The organism is Vibrio mangrovi (assembly GCF_024346955.1).
Lineage (GTDB): Bacteria > Pseudomonadota > Gammaproteobacteria > Enterobacterales > Vibrionaceae > Vibrio > Vibrio mangrovi.
The window spans coordinates 761,962-782,751 of record NZ_AP024884.1 but is presented as its reverse complement, the minus strand read 5'-3'; the positions used below and the strand labels follow the sequence as shown (position 1 = coordinate 782,751).

Annotated in this window: 17 protein-coding genes; 10 read left to right on the top strand and 7 right to left on the bottom strand. The window is 45.7% G+C overall.

Features of this window, described 5'->3' with window-relative positions:
- Positions 1-237: 237 nt before the first annotated feature.
- Positions 238-1,395: a glycerate kinase gene (locus OCU74_RS19740; protein WP_087482146.1), complete on the top strand. Its 1,158-nt coding sequence runs from the start codon at positions 238-240 to the stop codon at positions 1,393-1,395.
- Here OCU74_RS19740 and OCU74_RS19735 read toward each other — a convergent pair.
- Positions 1,386-2,615 (bottom strand): pentapeptide repeat-containing protein, encoded by a 1,230-nt coding sequence (locus tag OCU74_RS19735; protein WP_087482145.1) that lies wholly within the window; start codon positions 2,613-2,615, stop codon positions 1,386-1,388. The genes OCU74_RS19740 and OCU74_RS19735 overlap by 10 nt on opposite strands.
- A gap of 257 nt (positions 2,616-2,872) precedes the next feature.
- Between OCU74_RS19735 and OCU74_RS19730 the strand changes: the two genes are divergently transcribed.
- The 4 genes from OCU74_RS19730 to OCU74_RS19715 all read left to right on the top strand — a co-directional run bounded on the left by OCU74_RS19730 (position 2,873) and on the right by OCU74_RS19715 (position 6,474).
- The gene (locus OCU74_RS19730; protein WP_087482144.1) at positions 2,873-3,523 is read left to right on the top strand and encodes a helix-turn-helix transcriptional regulator; all 651 of its coding nucleotides are present in this window, start codon (positions 2,873-2,875) and stop codon (positions 3,521-3,523) included.
- The gene (locus tag OCU74_RS19725) at positions 3,516-4,271 is read left to right on the top strand and encodes a DUF3307 domain-containing protein (protein WP_087482143.1); all 756 of its coding nucleotides are present in this window, start codon (positions 3,516-3,518) and stop codon (positions 4,269-4,271) included. Before OCU74_RS19730 ends, OCU74_RS19725 begins: the two co-directional genes overlap by 8 nt.
- Positions 4,272-4,472: 201 nt before the next feature.
- Positions 4,473-5,696 carry a HEPN domain-containing protein gene (locus OCU74_RS19720; RefSeq protein WP_087482142.1) on the top strand — a complete coding sequence of 408 codons (1,224 nt, stop codon included), beginning with the start codon at positions 4,473-4,475 and terminating at the stop codon, positions 5,694-5,696.
- A complete protein-coding gene (locus OCU74_RS19715) occupies positions 5,668-6,474 on the top strand; it encodes a hypothetical protein (protein ID WP_087482141.1) in 807 nt (268 codons plus the stop codon). The genes OCU74_RS19720 and OCU74_RS19715 overlap by 29 nt, the downstream gene beginning before the upstream one ends.
- 478 nt (positions 6,475-6,952) lie before the next feature.
- Here OCU74_RS19715 and OCU74_RS19710 read toward each other — a convergent pair whose 3' ends face one another.
- The gene (locus tag OCU74_RS19710; protein WP_087482140.1) at positions 6,953-7,708 is read right to left on the bottom strand and encodes an SDR family NAD(P)-dependent oxidoreductase; all 756 of its coding nucleotides are present in this window, start codon (positions 7,706-7,708) and stop codon (positions 6,953-6,955) included.
- Between the two features lie 121 nt (positions 7,709-7,829).
- Here OCU74_RS19710 and OCU74_RS19705 point away from each other — a divergent pair, with 121 nt between their 5' ends.
- Both OCU74_RS19705 and OCU74_RS19700 read left to right on the top strand, forming a co-directional pair.
- Positions 7,830-8,738 carry a LysR family transcriptional regulator gene (locus tag OCU74_RS19705; RefSeq protein ID WP_087482139.1) on the top strand — a complete coding sequence of 303 codons (909 nt, stop codon included), beginning with the start codon at positions 7,830-7,832 and terminating at the stop codon, positions 8,736-8,738.
- A gap of 190 nt (positions 8,739-8,928) precedes the next feature.
- A complete protein-coding gene (locus tag OCU74_RS19700) occupies positions 8,929-9,438 on the top strand; it encodes a DUF2301 domain-containing membrane protein (RefSeq protein ID WP_087482138.1) in 510 nt (169 codons plus the stop codon).
- A 48-nt stretch (positions 9,439-9,486) separates the two neighbouring features.
- Here the strand turns inward: OCU74_RS19700 and OCU74_RS19695 are convergent, their stop codons facing one another.
- The 3 genes from OCU74_RS19695 to OCU74_RS19685 all read right to left on the bottom strand — a co-directional run bounded on the left by OCU74_RS19695 (position 9,487) and on the right by OCU74_RS19685 (position 12,031).
- Positions 9,487-10,326, bottom strand: coding sequence for a class I SAM-dependent methyltransferase (locus OCU74_RS19695; RefSeq protein WP_087482137.1), 840 nt, complete (start codon positions 10,324-10,326; stop codon positions 9,487-9,489).
- Between the two features lie 289 nt (positions 10,327-10,615).
- The gene (locus OCU74_RS19690) at positions 10,616-11,479 is read right to left on the bottom strand and encodes an MBL fold metallo-hydrolase (protein WP_200807769.1); all 864 of its coding nucleotides are present in this window, start codon (positions 11,477-11,479) and stop codon (positions 10,616-10,618) included.
- Between the two features lie 87 nt (positions 11,480-11,566).
- Positions 11,567-12,031: an acyltransferase gene (locus tag OCU74_RS19685; protein WP_087482136.1), complete on the bottom strand. Its 465-nt coding sequence runs from the start codon at positions 12,029-12,031 to the stop codon at positions 11,567-11,569.
- A 356-nt stretch (positions 12,032-12,387) separates the two neighbouring features.
- Between OCU74_RS19685 and OCU74_RS19680 the strand changes: the two genes are divergently transcribed.
- A complete protein-coding gene (locus tag OCU74_RS19680; protein ID WP_087482135.1) occupies positions 12,388-12,582 on the top strand; it encodes a hypothetical protein in 195 nt (64 codons plus the stop codon).
- 175 nt (positions 12,583-12,757) lie between these two features.
- Here OCU74_RS19680 and OCU74_RS19675 read toward each other — a convergent pair whose 3' ends face one another.
- Together OCU74_RS19675 and cspE are read right to left on the bottom strand one after the other, a co-directional pair.
- Positions 12,758-12,961 (bottom strand): hypothetical protein, encoded by a 204-nt coding sequence (locus OCU74_RS19675; RefSeq protein ID WP_087482134.1) that lies wholly within the window; start codon positions 12,959-12,961, stop codon positions 12,758-12,760.
- A 62-nt stretch (positions 12,962-13,023) separates the two neighbouring features.
- Positions 13,024-13,236, bottom strand: coding sequence for a transcription antiterminator/RNA stability regulator CspE (gene cspE, locus OCU74_RS19670; RefSeq protein ID WP_087482231.1), 213 nt, complete (start codon positions 13,234-13,236; stop codon positions 13,024-13,026).
- A 499-nt stretch (positions 13,237-13,735) separates the two neighbouring features.
- On the opposite strand from cspE, the gene OCU74_RS19665 reads away from it, so the two are divergent.
- Entirely contained in the window at positions 13,736-18,544 is a 4,809-nt protein-coding gene (locus tag OCU74_RS19665; RefSeq protein WP_087482133.1) for an alpha-2-macroglobulin family protein, read from the top strand.
- Between the two features lie 3 nt (positions 18,545-18,547).
- Entirely contained in the window at positions 18,548-20,704 is a 2,157-nt protein-coding gene (gene pbpC / locus OCU74_RS19660) for a penicillin-binding protein 1C (RefSeq protein WP_087482132.1), read from the top strand.
- Positions 20,705-20,790: the final 86 nt, after the last annotated feature.

Genomic DNA, 20,790 nt, shown 5'->3' with positions numbered 1-20,790 from the left:
GTACATAATAAGAAACCAACATAGTGTTGGCAATGATATATGCTGTGAGATACGACGGGTTCCTACGCCCGGTACCGGATTTTGCCGGTACAAAAGGAAAGTTATCAGATTGCAGAAAAGCAAAAGTATGAAAAAAGTATGAGATTTCGGGCATCGGTCATAAAGAATCCTCTGCCGCAAGCCATTGGTCTGTGTAGAATACTTTGAGATGCCAGCCTTTCCTGCGGAGAAAAACTGATGAAGATTGTGATTGCCCCCGATTCCTTTAAAGAGAGTCTGAGTGCGGTAGATGTGGCTGACATCATTGCAAAGAGCTGGAAGCAGGTTTTCCCTGAAGCATCTTGTGTGCAGAAGCCGGTCGCCGATGGCGGGGAAGGGTTTGTCGATGCGCTGGTGACTGCCCGTCAGGGGCAGAAAGTTACGGCAAGGGTGAAAAATCCGCTCGGAGAGGAAATCGATGCCGGGTGGGGCATGAGTGCTGACCGCCAAATGGCGTTTATTGAAATGGCCGCTGCCAGTGGACTGGCATTGATCGCTCCGGCGCAGCGCAATCCGTTACTGACGACCAGTTTTGGCACCGGACAGTTGATCAAAGCGGCACTGGATGATGGCATTCGTCATTTAGTGCTGGGCATTGGCGGCAGTGCGACTAATGATGGTGGCGTGGGTATGATGCAGGCGCTGGGCGCTTCATTTCTCGATGCCGCAGGACGTGAGCTGCCTGCCGGTGGCGAAGCGTTATCCCGGCTGGATGCGATTGATCTGTCCGGTCTGGATCCGCGTTTGCAGTCATGTCGCATCGAAGTGGCCTGTGATGTCACCAATCCGCTAACCGGACCATCGGGTGCTGCTGCGGTGTACGGCCCGCAGAAAGGAGCAACCCCGGCGATGGTGCAAGCGCTGGATTTGGCATTGGCACATTATGCCGACGTCATTCAGGCACAGTCGGGGAAAGCGGTTGATGAACAGCCCGGAGCCGGGGCGGCTGGTGGCGTTGGTGCTGCGCTTATCGCTTTTCTTCATGCCCGGTTATGTCCGGGAATCGAGCTGGTGATGGAAGCGGTCGCGCTGGAAGAGGAAATTGCCTGCTGTGATTTGGTCATTACCGGCGAAGGATGCCTTGATACACAAAGCCTGAATGGCAAAGTTCCGGTCGGCATTGCTCGTGTGGCAAAACGGTATGGCAAGCCGGTGATTGCTATTGCCGGCAGTGTCAAAGCAACCCGACAACAACTCAACGATGCCGGTATTGATGCAGCTTTCGGTACGGTTCAGTCCATCGTGACGCTGGAAGATGCGCTCAGTCAGGCCCGGAACAATCTTCACCAGACAACCCTTCAGGTTGCCGGGCTGCTGCAAACCGGCGCAAGACTGTTCTCTGGCGATCAGGGCTGAGAGCAGGTGAACATCTGATTTCTTAAAGACTGCTGCCAGTTCTTTCCCTGTCTGAGTGCCAGACAAATTAAGTCAATTGCTTCCTGATTGTGTTCACGAATCGTGTCGTAAAGATACAAATCTTTATCTGATTGGTAGAACTCAGCAGCCCAGTCTGTTTGGGTGAAATCGGTATGGGTCAGATCAGTACCGGCGAATATTTTGGTTGCGTTGCGGTTGGTGACCGTGATTTTACTCTGCCGGAAAGAGGCCCAACTGAGATTGCTGTCTTGAAAGCGGACATTATTGAGTTCTGAATGATCGAAATGACTGCTGGTTAACTCACTGTCAGTAAAGGAAACATCCCAGAGCTGAGAATCAGCGAAGCGACTTCTCTCAAGATAGGCATTTTTAAATCTGACCGAAGACAGATGACTTTGAGTAAAAGCAGTGTTGTTCAGCCGCAGCATATCGAGTTCGTAATGGATGTTTTCGGCGTTCGTATCTTTCTTTTCCTCCCGAAACTGCTTTAATACCGGCACATCAGAGATAAAGTCGATCCCAACAAGTGTGGCTTCTTCAAAGCTGGTATTTGCCAGATTCGTATCAAAGAAATTCACAAACTCAAAGTTAGCATTCTTGAAACTGGAATGGTAAAAGTAGCCATAACGCACTTCCATCCGGGAAAATATGGGATTGATAAATGATGATCGTTCGAACCATGGATACAGCCACGTATCATAATCGAAAAGGGTCGTGAAATCCTGATTGCCGATATGCAGGTCATACAGCCGTTGTCTGGTGCGGACACAAAGTAACTTTCTCAGACCTGAACGCACATGTTGCTGCCATGAATCGTCTCTGCCGATCATCTGCGGGTTAAACCAGTCAAACTGTTCGAACCCCAGGCAATCACTGCGGATCAGATACTTGAGTGCTTCCGCTTCTGCCGGGCCATAATTGGTTGTTGAAGATAAAACCTGCAAAGCCTGCATGGTCCGGGCATGAACATTGTCAGTCCGGTCGTAGATAAACGCTAATGCGCCGATACACACCAATAGCCAGGTTAACAGCCGGATGGTCGTGACGAGATACTTTTTCAGAGTAGGGTAGACAGACACGCGCCGGGAAAGTGTTGTCGCCGGAGGACTCTCAGAACGGATATCTTTCAGCTCACCGGATAAGGCTGCATCCTGAGCCTGTTGCTTCCGGCGAAAGTACGGGATGTTATTTCGATCCATATCTCGCAGTTTATTCCATCTTACGCTGAGTTATGTGCATAATATCGCACAAGCCTTTTATAAAGTCAGTACGGCTTCGCTGACTTGTGATAAGACGGCGTGGGTGACTTCACTACAGCGGTTTTAAATATTAGCCATTAGCCATTAGCCATTAGCCTAAATTAGCTAAATTTACATTATTAGCCATAAATAGCTAAATTTGCATTATTAGCCATAAATAGCTAAATTTATACCAAGATGCAAAAAGGAGTCTAAATGTGGAGCAGGGCTGTAAACCTATCGCAGTGATCAGCGGTGATGTCGTGAACTCGACGAAACTAAGCTCTGATCAGTACGAACAACTACTGAAACGAATCAAAGAGATTCAGCAATGGATCTCCGAAGGTGATTCAGCAAACACGCACAGTATTGAACGTGGGGATGAGTTTCAGACTGTTGTGCATGATATTGAAAACGCGCTGAGATACACCATGATTTACCGGATTGGGATTAAAGCGCTCGGCAAGGCGTTTGACAGTCGGATTAGCTTTGCCATTGCCTCAAATGCCGATTTGCGTGAGCTGGTTTCTGAATCGATGGGGCAGGCATTTGTACTGTCCGGCCGTGGATTAAAGGCCATGAAAGGGGAAAGGTTGTTTTTTGATTCTGACTGCGCCGAACTCACAGAGTCTTTTGACTTGCTCCTGAAGTATCTCGACAGGCAACTGACCGAATTAACCTCACGTCAATGTGAAATGATCCTGCCGATGCTGCGCACCAACGAAGGTTTGTCGATTAGTGAGCTGGCAGAAAAGTTCGGGGTTGCGATTGCCACCGCCAGTAAATCACTGAAAGCTTCAGGCTGGTCACTCATCAGTGAGTTAAACCAGCGGTTTATCAATCAAGTAGCGAGATTCACACATGTCTGATTTTTTTGGTGTTCTGACTCTGTTTTTGCTGGTGCACATCATCTGTGACTTCTACCTCCAGCCCAAGCGATGGATTGAAGCCAAGAAAGAGCGCACTTATCGTTCGCCCGAACTGTACTTTCACTCGCTGTTGCATGGCATGGTGTTATGCATTCCTGCAATCGCATTAGGGATTGGCTGGAGCTCAACTGTTTGTCTGGCTGCTCTTGTCACGGTCAGTCATTTTGTTATCGACCTATGGAAAGCAAGCACACGCAAGGGCGATCAATTTTCCTGTTTTGCGATTGACCAGACATTACATGTACTGGTACTGGCGGCAATTGCTTTTCACATTGCTGACGGTGTTACGATCGATACCATTCTCCAGCATAAGAAATTCCCGGATGCTGTTATGGTAGTGTTTGCTTATCTGTTAGTACTTAAGCCGACTTCGATGGTGATTGGTCACGTTTTAAGGAAGTATCCGATATCCGGCTCAGACCGAGATAGCAGCCACGGCCTTGTCGCCGGTGGTGAGTTAATTGGCTACTTAGAACGGGTATTAATCCTGACTTTTACGCTGGTGGGAAGCTATGCTGCCGTGGGTTTTGTCTTAACCGCCAAGTCCATATTCAGATTTGGTGAACTGAATAAATCAGACGACCGGAGCATGACCGAGTATGTACTGATTGGTTCACTGGTATCGGTGGTGATCGCGATACTGGTCGGGACTCTAGTCTCGCTTGGTTTAGGTGTAAAAATGAAGTGAGCAGTGGGGCAATTAGCTGTTTTGTGGATTAAACCAATCCAACGGTTCGCAGCCGATTTCGCTGACTTGTTTTTGCCCCTTGATGTACTGCGGAGGTACTTTCAACGATCACATAAGGCCTAAGTGGTTATTGGAATTAAAGTCGTTGAGTGTACAATTAAAATCCGCTAGTAATAATAAGACACTAGGGATAGTAATTGTATGAATCAACGAATAATTAAAGCGATAAATACGTCAGTTGCAGAAGGAAACATACATCAACTTACTCTATGGATAGCCCAAGATGATTGGCGTAATTATGCGAAGGCATTCGGTGCGTCACGTAATTCAATAAAATTAGCGAATCTTATTGAAGAGGAACATCCTAGTTTATCTTCTTCAACATTTCGTGCTGGCGGACATGGTGAAAAAATTAATGCATTGTATTTGGCGAAATGGTTAGTTTTAGAGGCTTCTACGGTTGGGGCAGAACTTGCTTATTCGTATTTACTCGAACTTGAATCTTCATCAGATGTTGTGATTTATAATCTGTCACTGATTAGTGGGGTTGATTTTAAAGGGAAAGCAGAATTAATAGATGGTATTTATTTTTGTGATTTTGAAAATTTACCTAATACAATCAAGAAAAATGTAAATAACAAATTAATGGAATTATCTTCAAGTTATTCATCTAGTAGTGGAATTCATCGGCCCTACACATTTCTATGTCAACCCATGGAAAGCAAACTATTTTCGAATGATCTTAGTAATGCCAATATCAATACCATTAGAGGTTACGTAAATAACGAATTTTTAATTACTAATTTTCTATCTTTATTTGCTTCGAACCACGCTCCTTGCATTGAATTACGTTGGTGTATTTTAGAAGACGCCACACCTCTTTCTGGCATAATAGACACACATTCAACTCAGTACTTAGATGTTATTAAGCCTAAACATTATGATTCATGGAATGGTATTGACGCTAATCAAATTACTCATTTATGTGAAAAATACTTTTCTATGAATGAGAATCTTAGATTGCCTTTAGATATTTCATTGGCGCGTCGTAGTCAAGCTATGAACACCTGGAATGATGTAAATAAAGCAATTGACTTAGGTATTGCTCTTGAGTCGATATTAACAAAACCTGATACTAATGGAGAGCTAACTCTTCAAATAAAAATTATTGGTTCAAAGCTGGCTTCTTCTGAACTTAGCAAGCGGAAGGAAATATCTTCTTTATTAAATGCAGCATACAGTATACGTTCCTCTGCCGTTCATGATGGGATTCTTAAAGATACTTACAAAGTTAACGGTCGAGGGAAATTAAGACCTAGTATTATTATGGATGAAACTTTCCCAATTTTGAGGGATTGTTTAGTAAAAATTATTGAAAAAAAAGGATTAACTAAAGATGACTATGAAGAATTGTTTTTTTCGTAATTTTAATGCTATATATAGAATGTATGTTAATAAGGTTTTGAAACTAAAAGATTGGGACTTTATTATTGGAACTGTAAATTACTTAGTCATTTTTATATTTTTAATATATATATATTCAATGGTCATACAACCGTTCTTTGATGGTGATTTTAGCTGGTTATATGTTCATGGTGTCTGGTATTCATGGCAAGCTTTTAATGTTGGGATGTTAGCGTTTGGATCTAGTATTATCGCTTTTAATATATCTCGGTATCATGTACGTAGGCAGCGAGAAAGAGAATTTATTGCTGCTAAGGCTATGTTGCCTCAAGCATTAAGTGATCTATGTCATTATACTGAGGAATGTGCAGTATTATTAGTAGAAGCTTATCAAAACTCTAAAAATACAAGAACAAGCGATCGAGCTTTAACAACAAAATTGCCCGATAGAATCCAGTCTCATATTCCAGTGTTTCAAGAATGTATAAAAACAGCAGAACCAAATGATGCAAATTACTTAGCTGATATTTTGAGTAGCTTACAAGTACAATATGTTCGTATGAGACAAATTAGTCAAACTCGTACTGGGGGAACTGAATATAAACGCTCTTGTCTTTACCAATTAATTAAGATTAGAGTCTTGGTTGATATTGCTTTTGACTTTGCTCGAGGTGAAGCAGATAGTTTATTAATAGAACCCAAGGCTCATCATTTTGATGCAGCTATTGCGATGTTAAACTTGGGCGCTGAAGTAAAAGATGAGCTAACAGAATATGTGAGAAAAAGACAAGGTTTTTAGTTACAAACCACTTACTAGTCGAACAAAAATAGTAGCTTAATATTATTTATCTGTTGACTTAGATAGAGCTATATAATATTCACTAATTTAGACGTCGTTTTTAATGGCTTTATTGATTAAATCAATGGAACTAAATTAGAACCTTATGGCAAGAACAGTGAAATTTAATTACTGACTATGATTCCATTCCCCATTGTTACTTACACTTTTATTAAATCACAGTCTGAAATGCCACCTGCGAAAGCAGAAAAATTAGCTAAAAATGTATCCGGATTTTATTGACCACAACAATGTCCTAACATAGCGTTAAAACGTTTAAAAAGGGTTTATTGTGAAAAAAACATCATTATTAACACTAGTAATTTCATTAACTTCAGTATACGCAGTTGCTTTTCAATATGGTTAGTCTCTCGAATACAAATCCGCACCGGCAATTTACTTACTGAAAATTAATGATGCGGATTTGTATATTGGCAGCCTATAACATCATTCCCCCGGAAGCTTCGATTCTCTGGCCTGTTATCCAATCTAACCCTTCGCTAAAAATCGCTGCTATCGCTTTGCCGATATCTTCAGCTTCGCCAACCCGGCCCAGAGCGGTGATAGAAGAGATCATCGCCCGAGCCTGTTCATTGTCGCGTATTGCACCGCCCCGAAAATCTGTCGCGATAGCTCCGGGCGCGAGAGTATTGACACGAATCCTTTGGGGAGAAAATTCTTTTGCCATGTAACGGGTCATGACTTCTACTGCTCCTTTTGCCATTGCATACGCAGCCGAACCAGGGAAGGAGAAACGTGTCAGACCGGACGATATATTGACGATATGACCACCGTGCCCAATCAGTGGCAGTAATTTTTGAGTGAAGAAAAACGGCCCTTTAACATGAATGTTCAGCATATCGTCGAAATCATCGATACTTGTTTCTTCAATATTCATGTGCAAACCCGTTCCGGCATTATTCAATAAGTAATCAAATGTCTCTCGACCAAATTGTTCTTTTAACACTGAATGAACTGTTTTTGCCAAGTGCTCAAACATAGAGATATTTCGAATATCACACTGCAAAGCAAATGCTTTCTGACCTTTCTGCCTGATTTTTTCAACCACATCCAGAGCTGCTTTCTCATTGCGATGATAAGTCAGAATGATGTCGATATTACGTTCAGCCAGCTTCAGTGCTGCATCCCGGCCTATTCCACGACTGCCTCCGGTGATTAATGCTACCTTGTTCATGTGCTTACCTCTTGTGTTTGGTGGTTAACGGTATCGAGGATAAATTACAGCAATGAATTATCTTGAAAAATACGCATAATAAGATAAGACTGTTCATAGATAACAAACAATGTGAGTTTGTATGGATAAAATTGAGGCGATGAAACGTTTTATTTCTGTTGCTCAAACCGGCAGCTTTACTCGTGCTTCAGAACAGTTAAACGTACCTAAATCAGCGATTTCTACTTCGATCTCTAAGCTGGAAGAACATCTGCAAACTCGTTTGCTTTACCGCAGTACCAGACAAGTTTCGTTGTCTGAAGCGGGTGAACGTTATTATATTCAGTGCTTACGATTGCTTGATGAGCTGGAAGGATTAGAAAACCAGTTTCAACGGGAAAGCCAGGAGCTCCATGGTGTCATTAAGGTTGATATGCCCGGTCGTTTTTTTTCTGCCATTGTTGCTCCTCATTTACCGGAGTGGTTTCAACAATATCCTAAAACTCAGATTAAACTGCTTGGTGCTGATTACCGTATTGATCCGATCAAAGAGCGGGTAGATTGCGTAATTCGGGGTGGTGAGCTTGAAAACAGTAATTTAGTAAGACGATCTTTAGGTGCCGTGGATATGGTCAATTGCATTAGTCCCGGCTATGCGGAACATTACGGTATACCAGTGTCATTAGACGATCTCAAAAATCATTACGTTGTTGATTATTCCCCCGCTCATACTCAGTTGCAGAATGGTTTTGAATATCATCGGAATAATCAGACTTGCTTTGTACCTGTACCAAGTCTTATTTCCGTCGCAACTACCGATGCTTATCTATCAGCATGTTTAAACGGGTTAGGAATTATTCAACTCCCTAAAACTGGTGTTAAACAGCAGTTAGCCAGAGGCGAGCTTATCGAAGTATTAACGGAATTTACCTGTGCGCCAATGTCTTTATCCGTTCTTTATGAGTCGCGGAGCCAACAGCCGAGAAGACTGAGTGAGTTTATCAACTGGTTGGTCGTTTTATTCAAACAGATAAATAACAATGCAAAGTAAATTATACACTTAAGTCGTCTATGCCCAGTGATGTGTCAGAAGGAGCTCGATGATCACTGTTATGTCCCAAACCGTGTTTGCTGAGGTTGTGGTGACACATTATCGGACAAAGGCTTTTCTGCTATTTCAGACTGTTTGCTAAAATTACCGTGGACGTTCCTATAACGATAAATCCAGACAAGGAATCACAATGGCTGACCCACATATCGAATCGCCAATGGACCGATATGACCATCTGATGGTCATCACATACCGCTTGGGATTTACCCTTGCATGCCCGGTTATTGCTCTTCTTCCCTGGCAGCTCGGTTTTCCGGTGGAGAATCTGGTGTTTTTATGTGCTGTCATGTGTGCGTCATCACTGCATATCTATATGAAATCATTCCGCTTATTACTACAGTTTGCCACATGGGGTGGTCTGTTATGCTTTGTGTTTGGTCTACCAGAAATAGGCATGGGTGGTGCTTTTATTACTCTGGGCGGATTGTGCTTCAAAGAGTATTTCTGCTTCAAAGTCCCGGGATTGCGATTACAGCCACTGCTTCTGGCGGCGCTATGGTTTTGTATGGTGTTTGATGCCGATATCGCAGCAAAGGTACTTGCCGCGATATCCGCTGTTCTTTTTCTGATTACCAGTATTTACAAATGGAGAATGCCAAGACACTTCGACATCGGTGATAAAACGAAATATGACGTCTGACGAAAGTGTCCGGGTTATAAATACCGCTCCTTTAATTATTACATCTTGTTATTTGTGGCGAATAACGACTGCCATTTCATCACCGTCAGCATATGGTGTACCTCGTAGATCGCTATAAGTCGTTCTGATTTCTAAATCATGGGCTTCAAGTTCACGACTGAGTATTTCAATAGTGAAATGTTGCAGCCAGTTATACACAATCCATTCTCTCCCTGCTTCGCTGATAACATACTTATCCAGCGTTACAGAATTGTCTTCATATTTGAATGAAGACTGAATGCACCAATAATCTTCTGCACTCCAAAAGCCATTCATCGCATTTTTAGTCAGGCTCACGGATTCACTTTGTTTAGCAAAACGCGTTGCCGTATAAACATCAAGTGCAATTACCCCATTCGGGGACAGCATTGATTTAAACTTACCCAGTAACAATGAGCGTTGAGACGGACTAAGAGCACACAAATCACACATTATTAATGTGATGAGGTCAAACTGGCGAGAGTCGGTGTAATTCAGATAATTTCCCGGATGATACTCAATGGCAAGGTTTAACCGGGTCGCCTGCTCAGCCGCGTAGTTAAGTGAGTTCTCAGAAAAATCTAAGCCGACAACTGTTCCTATTCCCTTTGCTTTCAGGCGTTGAGTATAAAGACCTGGGCCACAACCAAAATCGATGGTTTTTGAAGCCTCATTAAGATGAAGTTCTGAAGTCAGCCAGTCAACTGATTCATTGATGAACACAGCCGTTCTGGACGCAACATTAATGTCAGGGTTTAGATGGAAATCGAGCATCTGTCTGGCAATGTGGCTGTCTGCCCACATTACTTCAGCCGTATATGCAGACCACACAGCAGGCTTTGCTGTCGCTTTAGTCAGTTTTTTGAACATTTTAGTAATTCCGACAATAGGTTAAATTTGTCGTCCTTACATAAGACTCAGGGGAATAATTACCCTGAAATGCAGTAAGGACGCTGAAAACAAATCGCTTGTTGAGAAATAGTCATTGCAATAGCCTCCTTGGTGATGGGTTGAAAAGCATGTGCACTCTAACAGTGGACAGTATGATCTTCAACCTCTTAAAACATAAATAATGAGCCGTTAATCAAGCGAGTGCCCGATTTGAGTTGCTAACTAGCTTCAGAGCAGAACAGTGTTTGCCCAGAACCGCTTGTTAGCATTATTGCGCTTGCTCTTCCTGTAACTTTTTAGCACCCCGTGCTTCAAGGGTAGCGACAAAATCCTGAAAGCCCTTTGAGTCAATAAATGGGTTAACACCTTTTACAGCTCTGTTCTTTCTTTCAAATAGCTGATTCATTCTCGGATGATTTGCTAAATTCACCTCAACAACCGGCTCACTCTGTGAAATAGCTTTTATTCTCGCAACACTCTCTACATAGCGATGAGCTAACTCTGACCCACTAAAATTGGTGCCATTTCCACCCACAATAAATGCTCTGTGCCTGATACCATTTTCTGTTACAAAGAAATCAATTGAAAGACAACCCTTCGTATGACCGGGAGTCAGATAGAATTTAAAAGCAGTATTCCCAACAACAATCTCATCTCCGTCCTTCGTAAAACTTTCAACATGAGGAACTTTGAACAAAGCCTGACCGCTGCTTTTTGCCGACAACTCCTTTGCCAGAAGATAGTCTTCATAGGAAATTACTATTTTACTGCCGTATTTGCTTTGCAGGTATTCAGCATTGCCAACATGGTCTGAATGCCCATGGGTTATAAAAATGTATTTAATCTCATTAGGATCTAAGCCAAGACTTCTGATGTTGTCCGGAATCCAACGTCCATAGGGACTTTCCAGCGTATCGACCAAAACAAGTCCGGCAGAGGTTTTGATGAGATACGACGATACCCACTTATCTCCGACGTAGAATACATCATCAAACATCTGAAATGGCTCAACGTAGCCGTTTTTAGTTGTTTTTTCTGGAATAAACTCGTCAACCTCAGTTGCAAATGAACTCAATGAAATGAAAATCAAAACCCATAAACAATTTCTTATTATTCCTTTTGTGGCTACCACTGGCGTTCCTTTTACTTTGCATTCAACAGTTTTTATTATGGTTACTTCTTCCCGGTATTATTTTACTTATCTGTTTCTACAGCATCTTTAGGGTAAATCTCTTAGCTTTCGGGCTGGGTTGCCTGCGTAAATTCCTTTTTCAGTAATATCTTTAGTTACAACACTACCTGCACCAATTACAACATCAGAGCAGATACTTACAGAAAGTATCGTAGCGTTTGAACCAATCGTTACGTGATCAGCTATCCGGGTTTTTCCCCAACTCTGAGGATCTGGATCAGGCTTGCCACTTTTGAAAAGATCATTGGCAAACATCACGCCATGACCAATGAAACAATCCTCACCAATGTTTACATATTCACAAATAAAAGTATGCGACTGAATTTTTGTTCTGGCTCCGACAACCGTGTTCTTTTGTATTTCAACAAATGGTCCAACGAAGACTCCATCGTGAAGTTTGCAACCGTAAATATTTGATGGCTCGATAATGACGACATTTTCACCACAACTCACATCCACGATTTTTGTTTTTATAACTTTCGGTTCTGCCATGTTCAGTCCTTTTTATAATTGTAAAAATGCTCAGGGTAAAGGAGGCAAGTCTATCACTATTTTTTGAACACATACGCTGTACAGTGTGCTCATAAGTAATGTCCGACTGACCAAAACAAGTTAACACATTAGAATAGCAATGTTGAATTGAAACGTTAATGAGGTGAGTTGATGATTCATCTAAGGAATAGAATAGGAGACTTTAACGTGCTATTTCAAGCAACCGCTTTATTTGGTCACGCTATTGCCATCCATATTACAAGTGTCAGCAGGCAGATGTGATTGTGGTTAAACATTCTGCTTAAACATGAGTAAGTCAGCTACGGTAAAGTCTGCGAGTGTTTGTTGAAACTGTAATGTACTGTGTATTACCGGGGAAAATGGTGATGCAGTACCATTTGATTTGGTCATCAATCAGTGATGACACACTTATTTTAAATGGTGCCTTTGAGCAAAAATTAAATATCCGGTTTGCCTGTACACCTTACTATCAGGTCAATCTTTATAATCAGTCAGGGGTTCCAGCAATGCCGTTTGAAGCCGATGTCTAGGTTTTCATCATCACCAGTAGAAAATCCAACCGGAGCATGACTGAATATGTATTGACTGAGTCATTGATATCGATAGAGATCAAAAGACATTGAGTTGTTTGCGGGCGGTTTTTGTAAAATGAGGGTAGGCTTTTCTGTGTGAAAGAAAAGCCAGTATAGATAGCTTTAGCAGTTTCTATTGATTTGCATTGATAAAGCGTTCTGCAGTGGCAAACAGACTCTCACACTTTTTTTTCTGCTTGATATAATCCGGAGTATCTTCCGTCATAGAATCAAGAACTTCTTTAGCTTTATGGTATTCTCCGACCATAAGAGCGAATCGCTCTTCAAAGTCGCTTTTTCGCATTTTCTTACCCGCTTTTTTTACCGGTTTTCGCATATTGCCCTCAATTTTATAGATCCCATCGTTTTTCTGCCCGCATTCTGTTCTGACAGAAGAACTTACAATACTGTAACGTTGGCTGCTTGCGGGCCTTTGCTACTTTGCTCTACGTCAAAGGAGACTTTTTGACCTTCGGCTAATGTTTTGAAGCCGTCGCTGGCGATTGATCTGAAGTGAACAAACAGATCCGCACTACCATTATCTGGTGTGATAAATCCGAAGCCTTTCAATTCGTTAAACCATTTTACTAAGCCAGTTGTTTTATTTGACATATATATCCCAATAGATTTGGTGAAGTTAAAAAGGGAGCTACTAAATAAGGAATGAAGAAAAAGGTATCGCAGAGTAGATATGACGAATGAAATCGAAAAACTGAGAAAATCCTGAACTAAATATTTTATCAATAGCTCACCGTTAGAGCCGGAGCCACTATACACGATGTACACACAATAGATATATATTTCTTCTTTTATTTTTTTTATCAATTTAATCAATCGGTTAAATGTTAACTTATGGACGGGCTATGTTGTTCAGAACGATGAATACATAACTCTTTCCTGTGGGAACGAAAACGAGTCCAGCAATCCACCAGCAGGGATCTTCAATGTAAGGCTAAAGCTGATGAGTAAGGTTGAGAGCGCAGGAAAATGAACATTTCTGACCTTGCCTAAATGTCGTTCGTGCCATAGGTTTCATGGCGTTGTTGATGCTATGCTCATAGTTTGAAACTGTTTTTAGCCACGGGCTTTTTCAACGTTGAGAACTGAGGTCATGATGCGCAAACGATATGGTGCCTGGTATGTTGTTCTGATTGTGTTTCTGTCACTGGGTTTTTACCCGGATTCTGCGGTTTCTGGTGTGAATACGGCGCAGCCGAAAGTGACTTTTATCGGTGCATACAGTCATGCCGGAAAACCTGCCTTAATCATTCAGTTTGACAGCCCGGTTCGGACCAGAAAGGTTGCGCAGGTGTTTGCACTGACACGAGCCGAAGGCGATTCCACTGCTAAAAAAGATCTGGCCACTTTACTGAAAGGAACATGGCAGTTGAATGCAGCCCGGACCGCGGTGATTTATGATCAGGTTAAAGTGAATCAGCGTTATCGGGTCACGCTGTTGCCTGAAATTGCCAGTGAAGTCGGACAGTCTCAGGAAGTGACGATCTATGAACGGATGCCGCAGGTCCGGTTGATCGGGAAAGGGCCGGTTGTTCCGTCTTATGGTGAGCGCACCATTCCATTAAGTATCGTCAATGCCGGACAGTTGACAGTGGAAGTATTGCAGGTTGATGAACCGGCAACGCTGTTAAACCGGCTTTACTATGATGAAGATGCCAGCCCCTGGGCGCTGGGGCGGCTGCGTAAAAGTTATCGTGCCGTGACGACACTGAGTTTCGATGTACCGAAAGCGGCCGTCAATCAGGATGTTCGTACGGCGATCCGGCTGCCGAAATCACTGGCGCAAGGCTGGTATGTGTTACTGATTAAAGTGACCGGGGATTATGACAGCAGTCGTTCGGTGATCGCCCATGTCCTGCTGACCGACATCGGCATTCAGGCTAAGGTGTTCCGTCATCAGCTGGATGTGCTGGTTAGTTCCCTTTCCGGCCGGGTAAATACTTTCGACCGTGCCCGGGTTTTTATCTACCGGAACAATCAGACAATTCCGCTGGGCAAAATCAGCGGACTGCAACAGAGCTTTGACTATCAGGTTCAGGAAGGCGATGTACTGGCGGTGCGTTATGGTAAACAGATGAGCGTTCTGCCGCTGAAAGAAGTCCCGCTGGATCTGTCTGATTTTCAGGTTAGCGGCAGAGAATGGCAGCCGGTTGAGGCTTTTGTGTACTCCAACCGGGATCTGTTTAAACCGGGTGAAACTTTGCCACTGAATATCGTGTTGCGCGATCAGGATGGCCGGATGACCGAGAAGCAACGGCTGTATGTGGAATACCGCAAACCGGATGGCAATGTGGTTGGTTATCGCTGGCTTGATGCTGAGAAGCAGGTGCCCGGTTTCTATCAGGATCAGTTCAGTATCCCGGCCAGCGCACCACTGGGACGGTGGACGGTATACGTGAAGAGTCATCAGGATGCTGAACGCCCGCTGAATCAGTTCTCTTTCAATGTCAGTGAATTTGTTCCCGAACGCATGGATATGAATATCGATATCGCCAGGGGATTACAAACTGGGGTTGAATCATTGCCTGTCCGGCTGGAAGGGAAATACCTGTTCGGCGCTCCTGCTGCCGGAAATCAGGTGAAAGTCTCGGCTTTTTATCAGCCGACCCACCATTTCGAGGGCGAGTTGTCAGAGTTTTACGTCGGGCAACCCTTTACGATCCGCAGTTGGAAAGATGTCCCGGATGTGCAGCCGTTTGCGCTGAATGAGCAGGGGACTTATGAGCTGAAACTGCCTTTGGTTCAACAGCAGTTGCTCAAATCTCCGGTGGTCGCGCGGTTTAATTTTGCACTGCTCGAAACCGGCGGAGCCAGTATTCAGCGCAATAAACAGGTGATGCTCTGGACTGGCAACGCACTGGCCGGAATTCGTCCGCTGACCGAAGAAGTTGATTCTTACAGTACGGCCCGGTTTGAGGTCGGTTTGCTCAACGGGCAGGGCAATCAGCTCGAATCGGGGCGAGTTCAGTATTTGCTGGAGCGAAACCGGGGCGGTTATTACTGGGTTTATACCGAATCGGATGGCTGGGATCTCCGGCATGATAATCAGTGGCAGCCGGTGCAGTCGGATGTTATTCAGACCACAGTAGGTCAGGCCGTTCCTTTGAATGTGGATGTGGAATGGGGCAGCTACCGCCTGACTCTGCTGACACCGCAAAAACAGGTCACGCAATATCAGTTCTGGGCCGGATGGGGCGATTCCTCCGGGCAGAAACCGGTGAAGCCGGATCAACTGACCATGAGCCTGAATAAGGAACGTTACCTGGATGATGATGAAGTGGTGGCAACGATCAGTACCGGTGTTGCCGGTCGCCTGCACCTGGCTCTGGAATCTGATCGGGTTGAGTGGCATATCGAACATCAGATCATTGCAGGTCAGCATCAGATAATTGTGCCGCTGAATAAACTGAAGCGCCACGACTTGTATCTTACCGCAACCTTAATCAGTACCGAACAGGGTAAACCCCGGCGTCTGTTTGCAATTGAGCCGGTGAAGTTTGAGCGTGAATCCCGCCAGTTGGATGTACAGATCCGACATGCGAAAAAACTACTGCCGCTGGAACAGGCTGAGATTGTGGTGCAGTTGAAGAAGCCGGTAACGCAACCAACTTGGGTGACGTTGTCACTTGTAGATCAGGGAATTATTAATCTTTCGCGCTATCAGGTGCCGGGGATGTTTGCTTGGTTTTTTGATCAACGGCGCTACAGCGGTGATGTGATTGATCTCTATTCGCGGATTTACCAGCAGCGCCCGGACTCTTTTCTGAAGCACCGTTACGGTGGTGATATGGCATTGAGTACCAATGCTCATCTGGACGAGACAGTTGAAAGTAAAACAATCACCATCATGTCCGGGCCGGTGCGTCTGAATGCTCAGGGAAAAGCGACGATTCATGTCGATATCCCGGACTACAACGGGCAGGCGCAGGTTGTCGCGATGGTGTTTAATCAAGACCAGTATGGTCAGGCTGTCAGCCGGGTGGATATTGCTGCTCCGATTGTCGCCGAGCTGGCGGTGCCCCGTTTTCTTACTCCGGGTGACAGCAGTCAGACACTACTTGAAGTCTTTAACCAGACTGATGTGGTGCAGCAAGTAACGGCAACGGTGACCGCGTCGAATCATCTGCTGTTGCAGGGGAAATCGCACTTTTCATTCAACCTGAAACCGGGAGAAAGAGACACCGGTGCGGTATCTTTTGATATTGCAGACATTCGTTCCCGGCTGGAGAGTGCGACTCTGAATATCGACATCCGGGCGAGCGGTTCAGATCGCACCCGCTATGAACAACACCGGAGCTGGACCGTTCCGGTCCGGCTCACTGAACCGGTAATTCATCAGAAAAGTATTGTGACCCTGCCGGGAAATACCGGCAAAACTGAAGCCTACATGCCATCGGTGACTCTGTTGTCCCGCTTCTGGCAGGATATCCGGACCAGCAGTTGGGGGGCGGCCGAAATTACCTATTCCCGGACGCCGCAGATTGGGGTGCTGGAATATGCCGGAGGTTTATTCGGGTATCCGTACGGTTGTGCGGAACAGACCACCAGCAAAGCTGCACCGTGGTTACTGGATGATCCGGCTTTGACATCTCTTAAGCAAAGTGCCGCTGAAGAGAAAAGTGAAACCGATATTCTCAAGGCTGCGGTGCTCCGGCTGGCTACGATGCAAAAAGGTAACGGCAGTTTTGCATTGTGGAATAAGTACGGCACTGAAGAACCCTGGGTGAGTGTTTATGTAACAGAGTTTCTCTGGAATACGGCGCAGCGCTATCCGGGACTGGTGCCGCAGGATATGCTGGAAAAAGCATTGACGCATATGTCTCAGTATCCACAGAAGAAAAAACTCTCAGCCACTCGTTATTATGCTGCCTGGGTTGGCAGTAAAGCGAACCGGGTTGACTATACTTCGGTCTGGGCGCTGAAACAGACAACGCCACCGGAAAAAATGACCTCACCGCTTTCTGCGGCTTATCTGGGCGGAGCGTTACTGTTGCATGGCGCTCAGCGTGACGGGGAAGCTTATTTCAGACAAATCGAATCGATTCAGCGCCACTCAGATAGTGAAGATTATGATTACGGTTCATCTTTGCGTGACTATGCCGGAACGATTGTGGTTCTGACAACGCTGGATAAAGTGATCAAGCTGAGCGATGACATGCTGTCACTCCGGAACCGGCTGGCGGAAGAAGTCGTTCATATGGCAAGACAGCGTCGCTATCTGAGTACTCAGGAACAGATTGCTCTGGTCAAAGCCGGAGTTGCCTTACATCAAATCAATCAGGAACCGGTAGATCTGGTGGTTGGTCACGGTGATCAGCAGCGTAAGCTGAGTGCGACCGGGATCGGTTATGCGTCGGTTGTGCCGGGAGATAAACTGTTCAATCCGAATGATCATGAGCTGTTTGTTCAGGTCATGGCGTCCGGTCTTGCCGAGCCGGATACAATTCAATCCACATTACCTTACAAAGTTGCTACCAGAGAGTACCGTTATCCTGACGGTCAGCCTTATCAGGGCGATCCGCTGGATATTGGCGACAAACTACTGGTGACAGTGAGCTACAGCGCTGATGAGCCAGTCACGCATGCCATGCTGGTCGAATACCTGCCGACCGGTTTTGTACTGGAGCATCCCGACAGAACCAACAGTCAGGATCTGATCCGGGCGGCAAAACTGCCGGATAGCAGTGATCGGACAGAAACAATTGAATACCGCAATGACCGGTTGATGGCAGCTCTGCAGCTTGAACCTGACCAGAGTTATTCACTCAGCTATGTGATCCGGGCGGAGACGCCGGGACAGTCGGTTGTGCCGTATCTGTATCTGGAAGATATGTATCATCCGGAATCTTTTATTTATGCTCCGGCGTCGTTGAAGAAGTTTACGATTCGGGAGGCGAAGTAAGCTGTGCTGAAATGGCTGCGTCTGGCCGGACTGACGACTGGCGGGGTTTTGCTGCTGGCTGCGGTGACATTTACGGTTCTGAATCAGTTGTATCCGTTCGAAACCGAAGGACGGGGACGCAATGTGGTTACGGTTTACGCGGCTGAGGGGGATGTGTTGCGTCAGTTTGCTAATGAAAACGGTATCTACCGCATTCCGGTTTCTCCCGGGCAGGTTTCTCCCTGGTATCTGCGGGCATTGCTGGCTTATGAGGACAGACACTTTTACTCGCATCCGGGAGTGAATCCTTTATCTCTGCTGCGGGCGTTCGGGCAACAGCTCTATTACGGGCGGGTTATCTCCGGCGGTTCGACACTGACCATGCAGGTTGCCCGGCTGTTCTATCCGCATCCACGCAGTTATTTGGGTAAACTTGAACAGATATTTCGCGCCCTGCAACTGGAACTCCGTTACAGTAAATCCGATATTCTGGCGCTGTATCTGACTTATGCACCGATGGGCGGAAATATCGAAGGGGTTGAAGCTGCCAGCCAGCGTTACTTCGGTAAGCACGCCAGTGAATTGTCTCCGACCGAAGCGGCGATGCTGGTGGTCGTGCCGCAACGGCCGAGTCTCTACCGTCCGGATCGTTTTCCTCTGGCGGCATTGCAGGCGCGGAATAAAGTGTTGCGCCGGGTCGCTGGTGTGTTCTCATGGTCAACTGATGAGTTGCTACGGATGCAGCAGTCTCCGCTGCGGGCAGCTCATCATCCTGCACCGATGTTCTCCCCGTTACTGGCCCGTCATTTGCAGAAACAGTTTCCGCAGCAGTCTGACATTCAGACCTTTATCAATTTCACGTTGCAGCATGGTGTTGAGAACATGCTCCGGCAGCATACCGCCGGATGGGCAACGCCATTGTCAGCAGCCGTGATGGTGATGGAAAACCGCAGCGGGAAAGTGTTGGCCTATAAAGGTTCGGCAGACATATATGATGCACGGCGTTATGGTTATGTGGACATGGTTCAGGCCTGGCGTTCTCCGGGCTCGGCGTTGAAACCGTTTATTTATGGTCTGGCACTGGAACGCCGACTGGTTCACTCGGCCAGCCTGCTGACAGATGTACCGCGTGCTTTTGGTGATTACCGTCCGCAGAATTTTGACCACCATTATGAAGGTGCAATCCGGCTGGATACCGCCCTTCAGCACTCAAGAAATATTCCGGCAGTTCAGGTGCTCAGTCAGGTTGGTCCTGGCAATTTTCTGCACTGGCTGCAAAACAGTGGTGTTCAGCTCCGGGTTGCTGATGCAAATCTGGCGATTGCACTGGGCGGACTTGGGGTTCGCCTGACGGATATGGTTGCTCTGTTTTCTGCACTGAGCCGTGAAGGTGAGCTGATCTTCCCTCGTTTATCCGTTGAGGAACCGGTGCGGACACACGGATTACTTTCTCCTGCCGGGAGTTGGATTATTACCCATATTTTGCAGGACATTGCGCCGCCGGACCGGGTGAAACCTGCTCATGGACGACGGGTTGCCTGGAAAACCGGAACCAGTTACGGATTCCGGGATGCCTGGGCCGTTGGCACCAGTGACGATTATACGGTCGGCGTCTGGGTCGGCAGGCCGGATGGTGCACCGTTCGTAGGACAGACCGGTGCCAATCAGGCAGCGCCACTGATGTTTGATGTATTTGATTTACTGCCCAAAGATCGGTTACAGCGACCTCGTCCGTCACAGGTGGCCGAAGCTGTGATTTGCTGGCCGGGCGGTATTGACGCAGCGTTGGTCAGAACTTCAGACTGCCTGCTACGCCATCAGGCATTCACCATTGATCATCATACGCCGCCGACATTGAGGCAAAGTCATGATTTCACCCATTTGCACCAATGGCCTCAGGTGATTCAGGACTGGTTCCGTAAGACGGGGCAATCTTTACCAGCACAGGCACCTTTGGCCGGGATCAAAATCCTTTCTCCGCCTTCGGGAGCACAGCTTTTTCCTTACCGGGGACAGACACTTGCGCTGGTTGCCAGCAAAGTGCAGGCTGAGTGGTATCTGGATGAACGGCCGCTTACCCGCGCAGCTCTCGAACTGGATGGCCTTTCCGACGGTCATCACCGTCTCACGGCATGCAGCGTTCAGTGTGACAGTATTGAAATTTGGATCGCTTCGCACTAAATCTTTGTTTTACTATTGGTTGATTTTTGTTCGTTCTGATGCTTTTCTCAGTGGAGCAAGATCTGAAATTTGTGCTTTGCAGGACA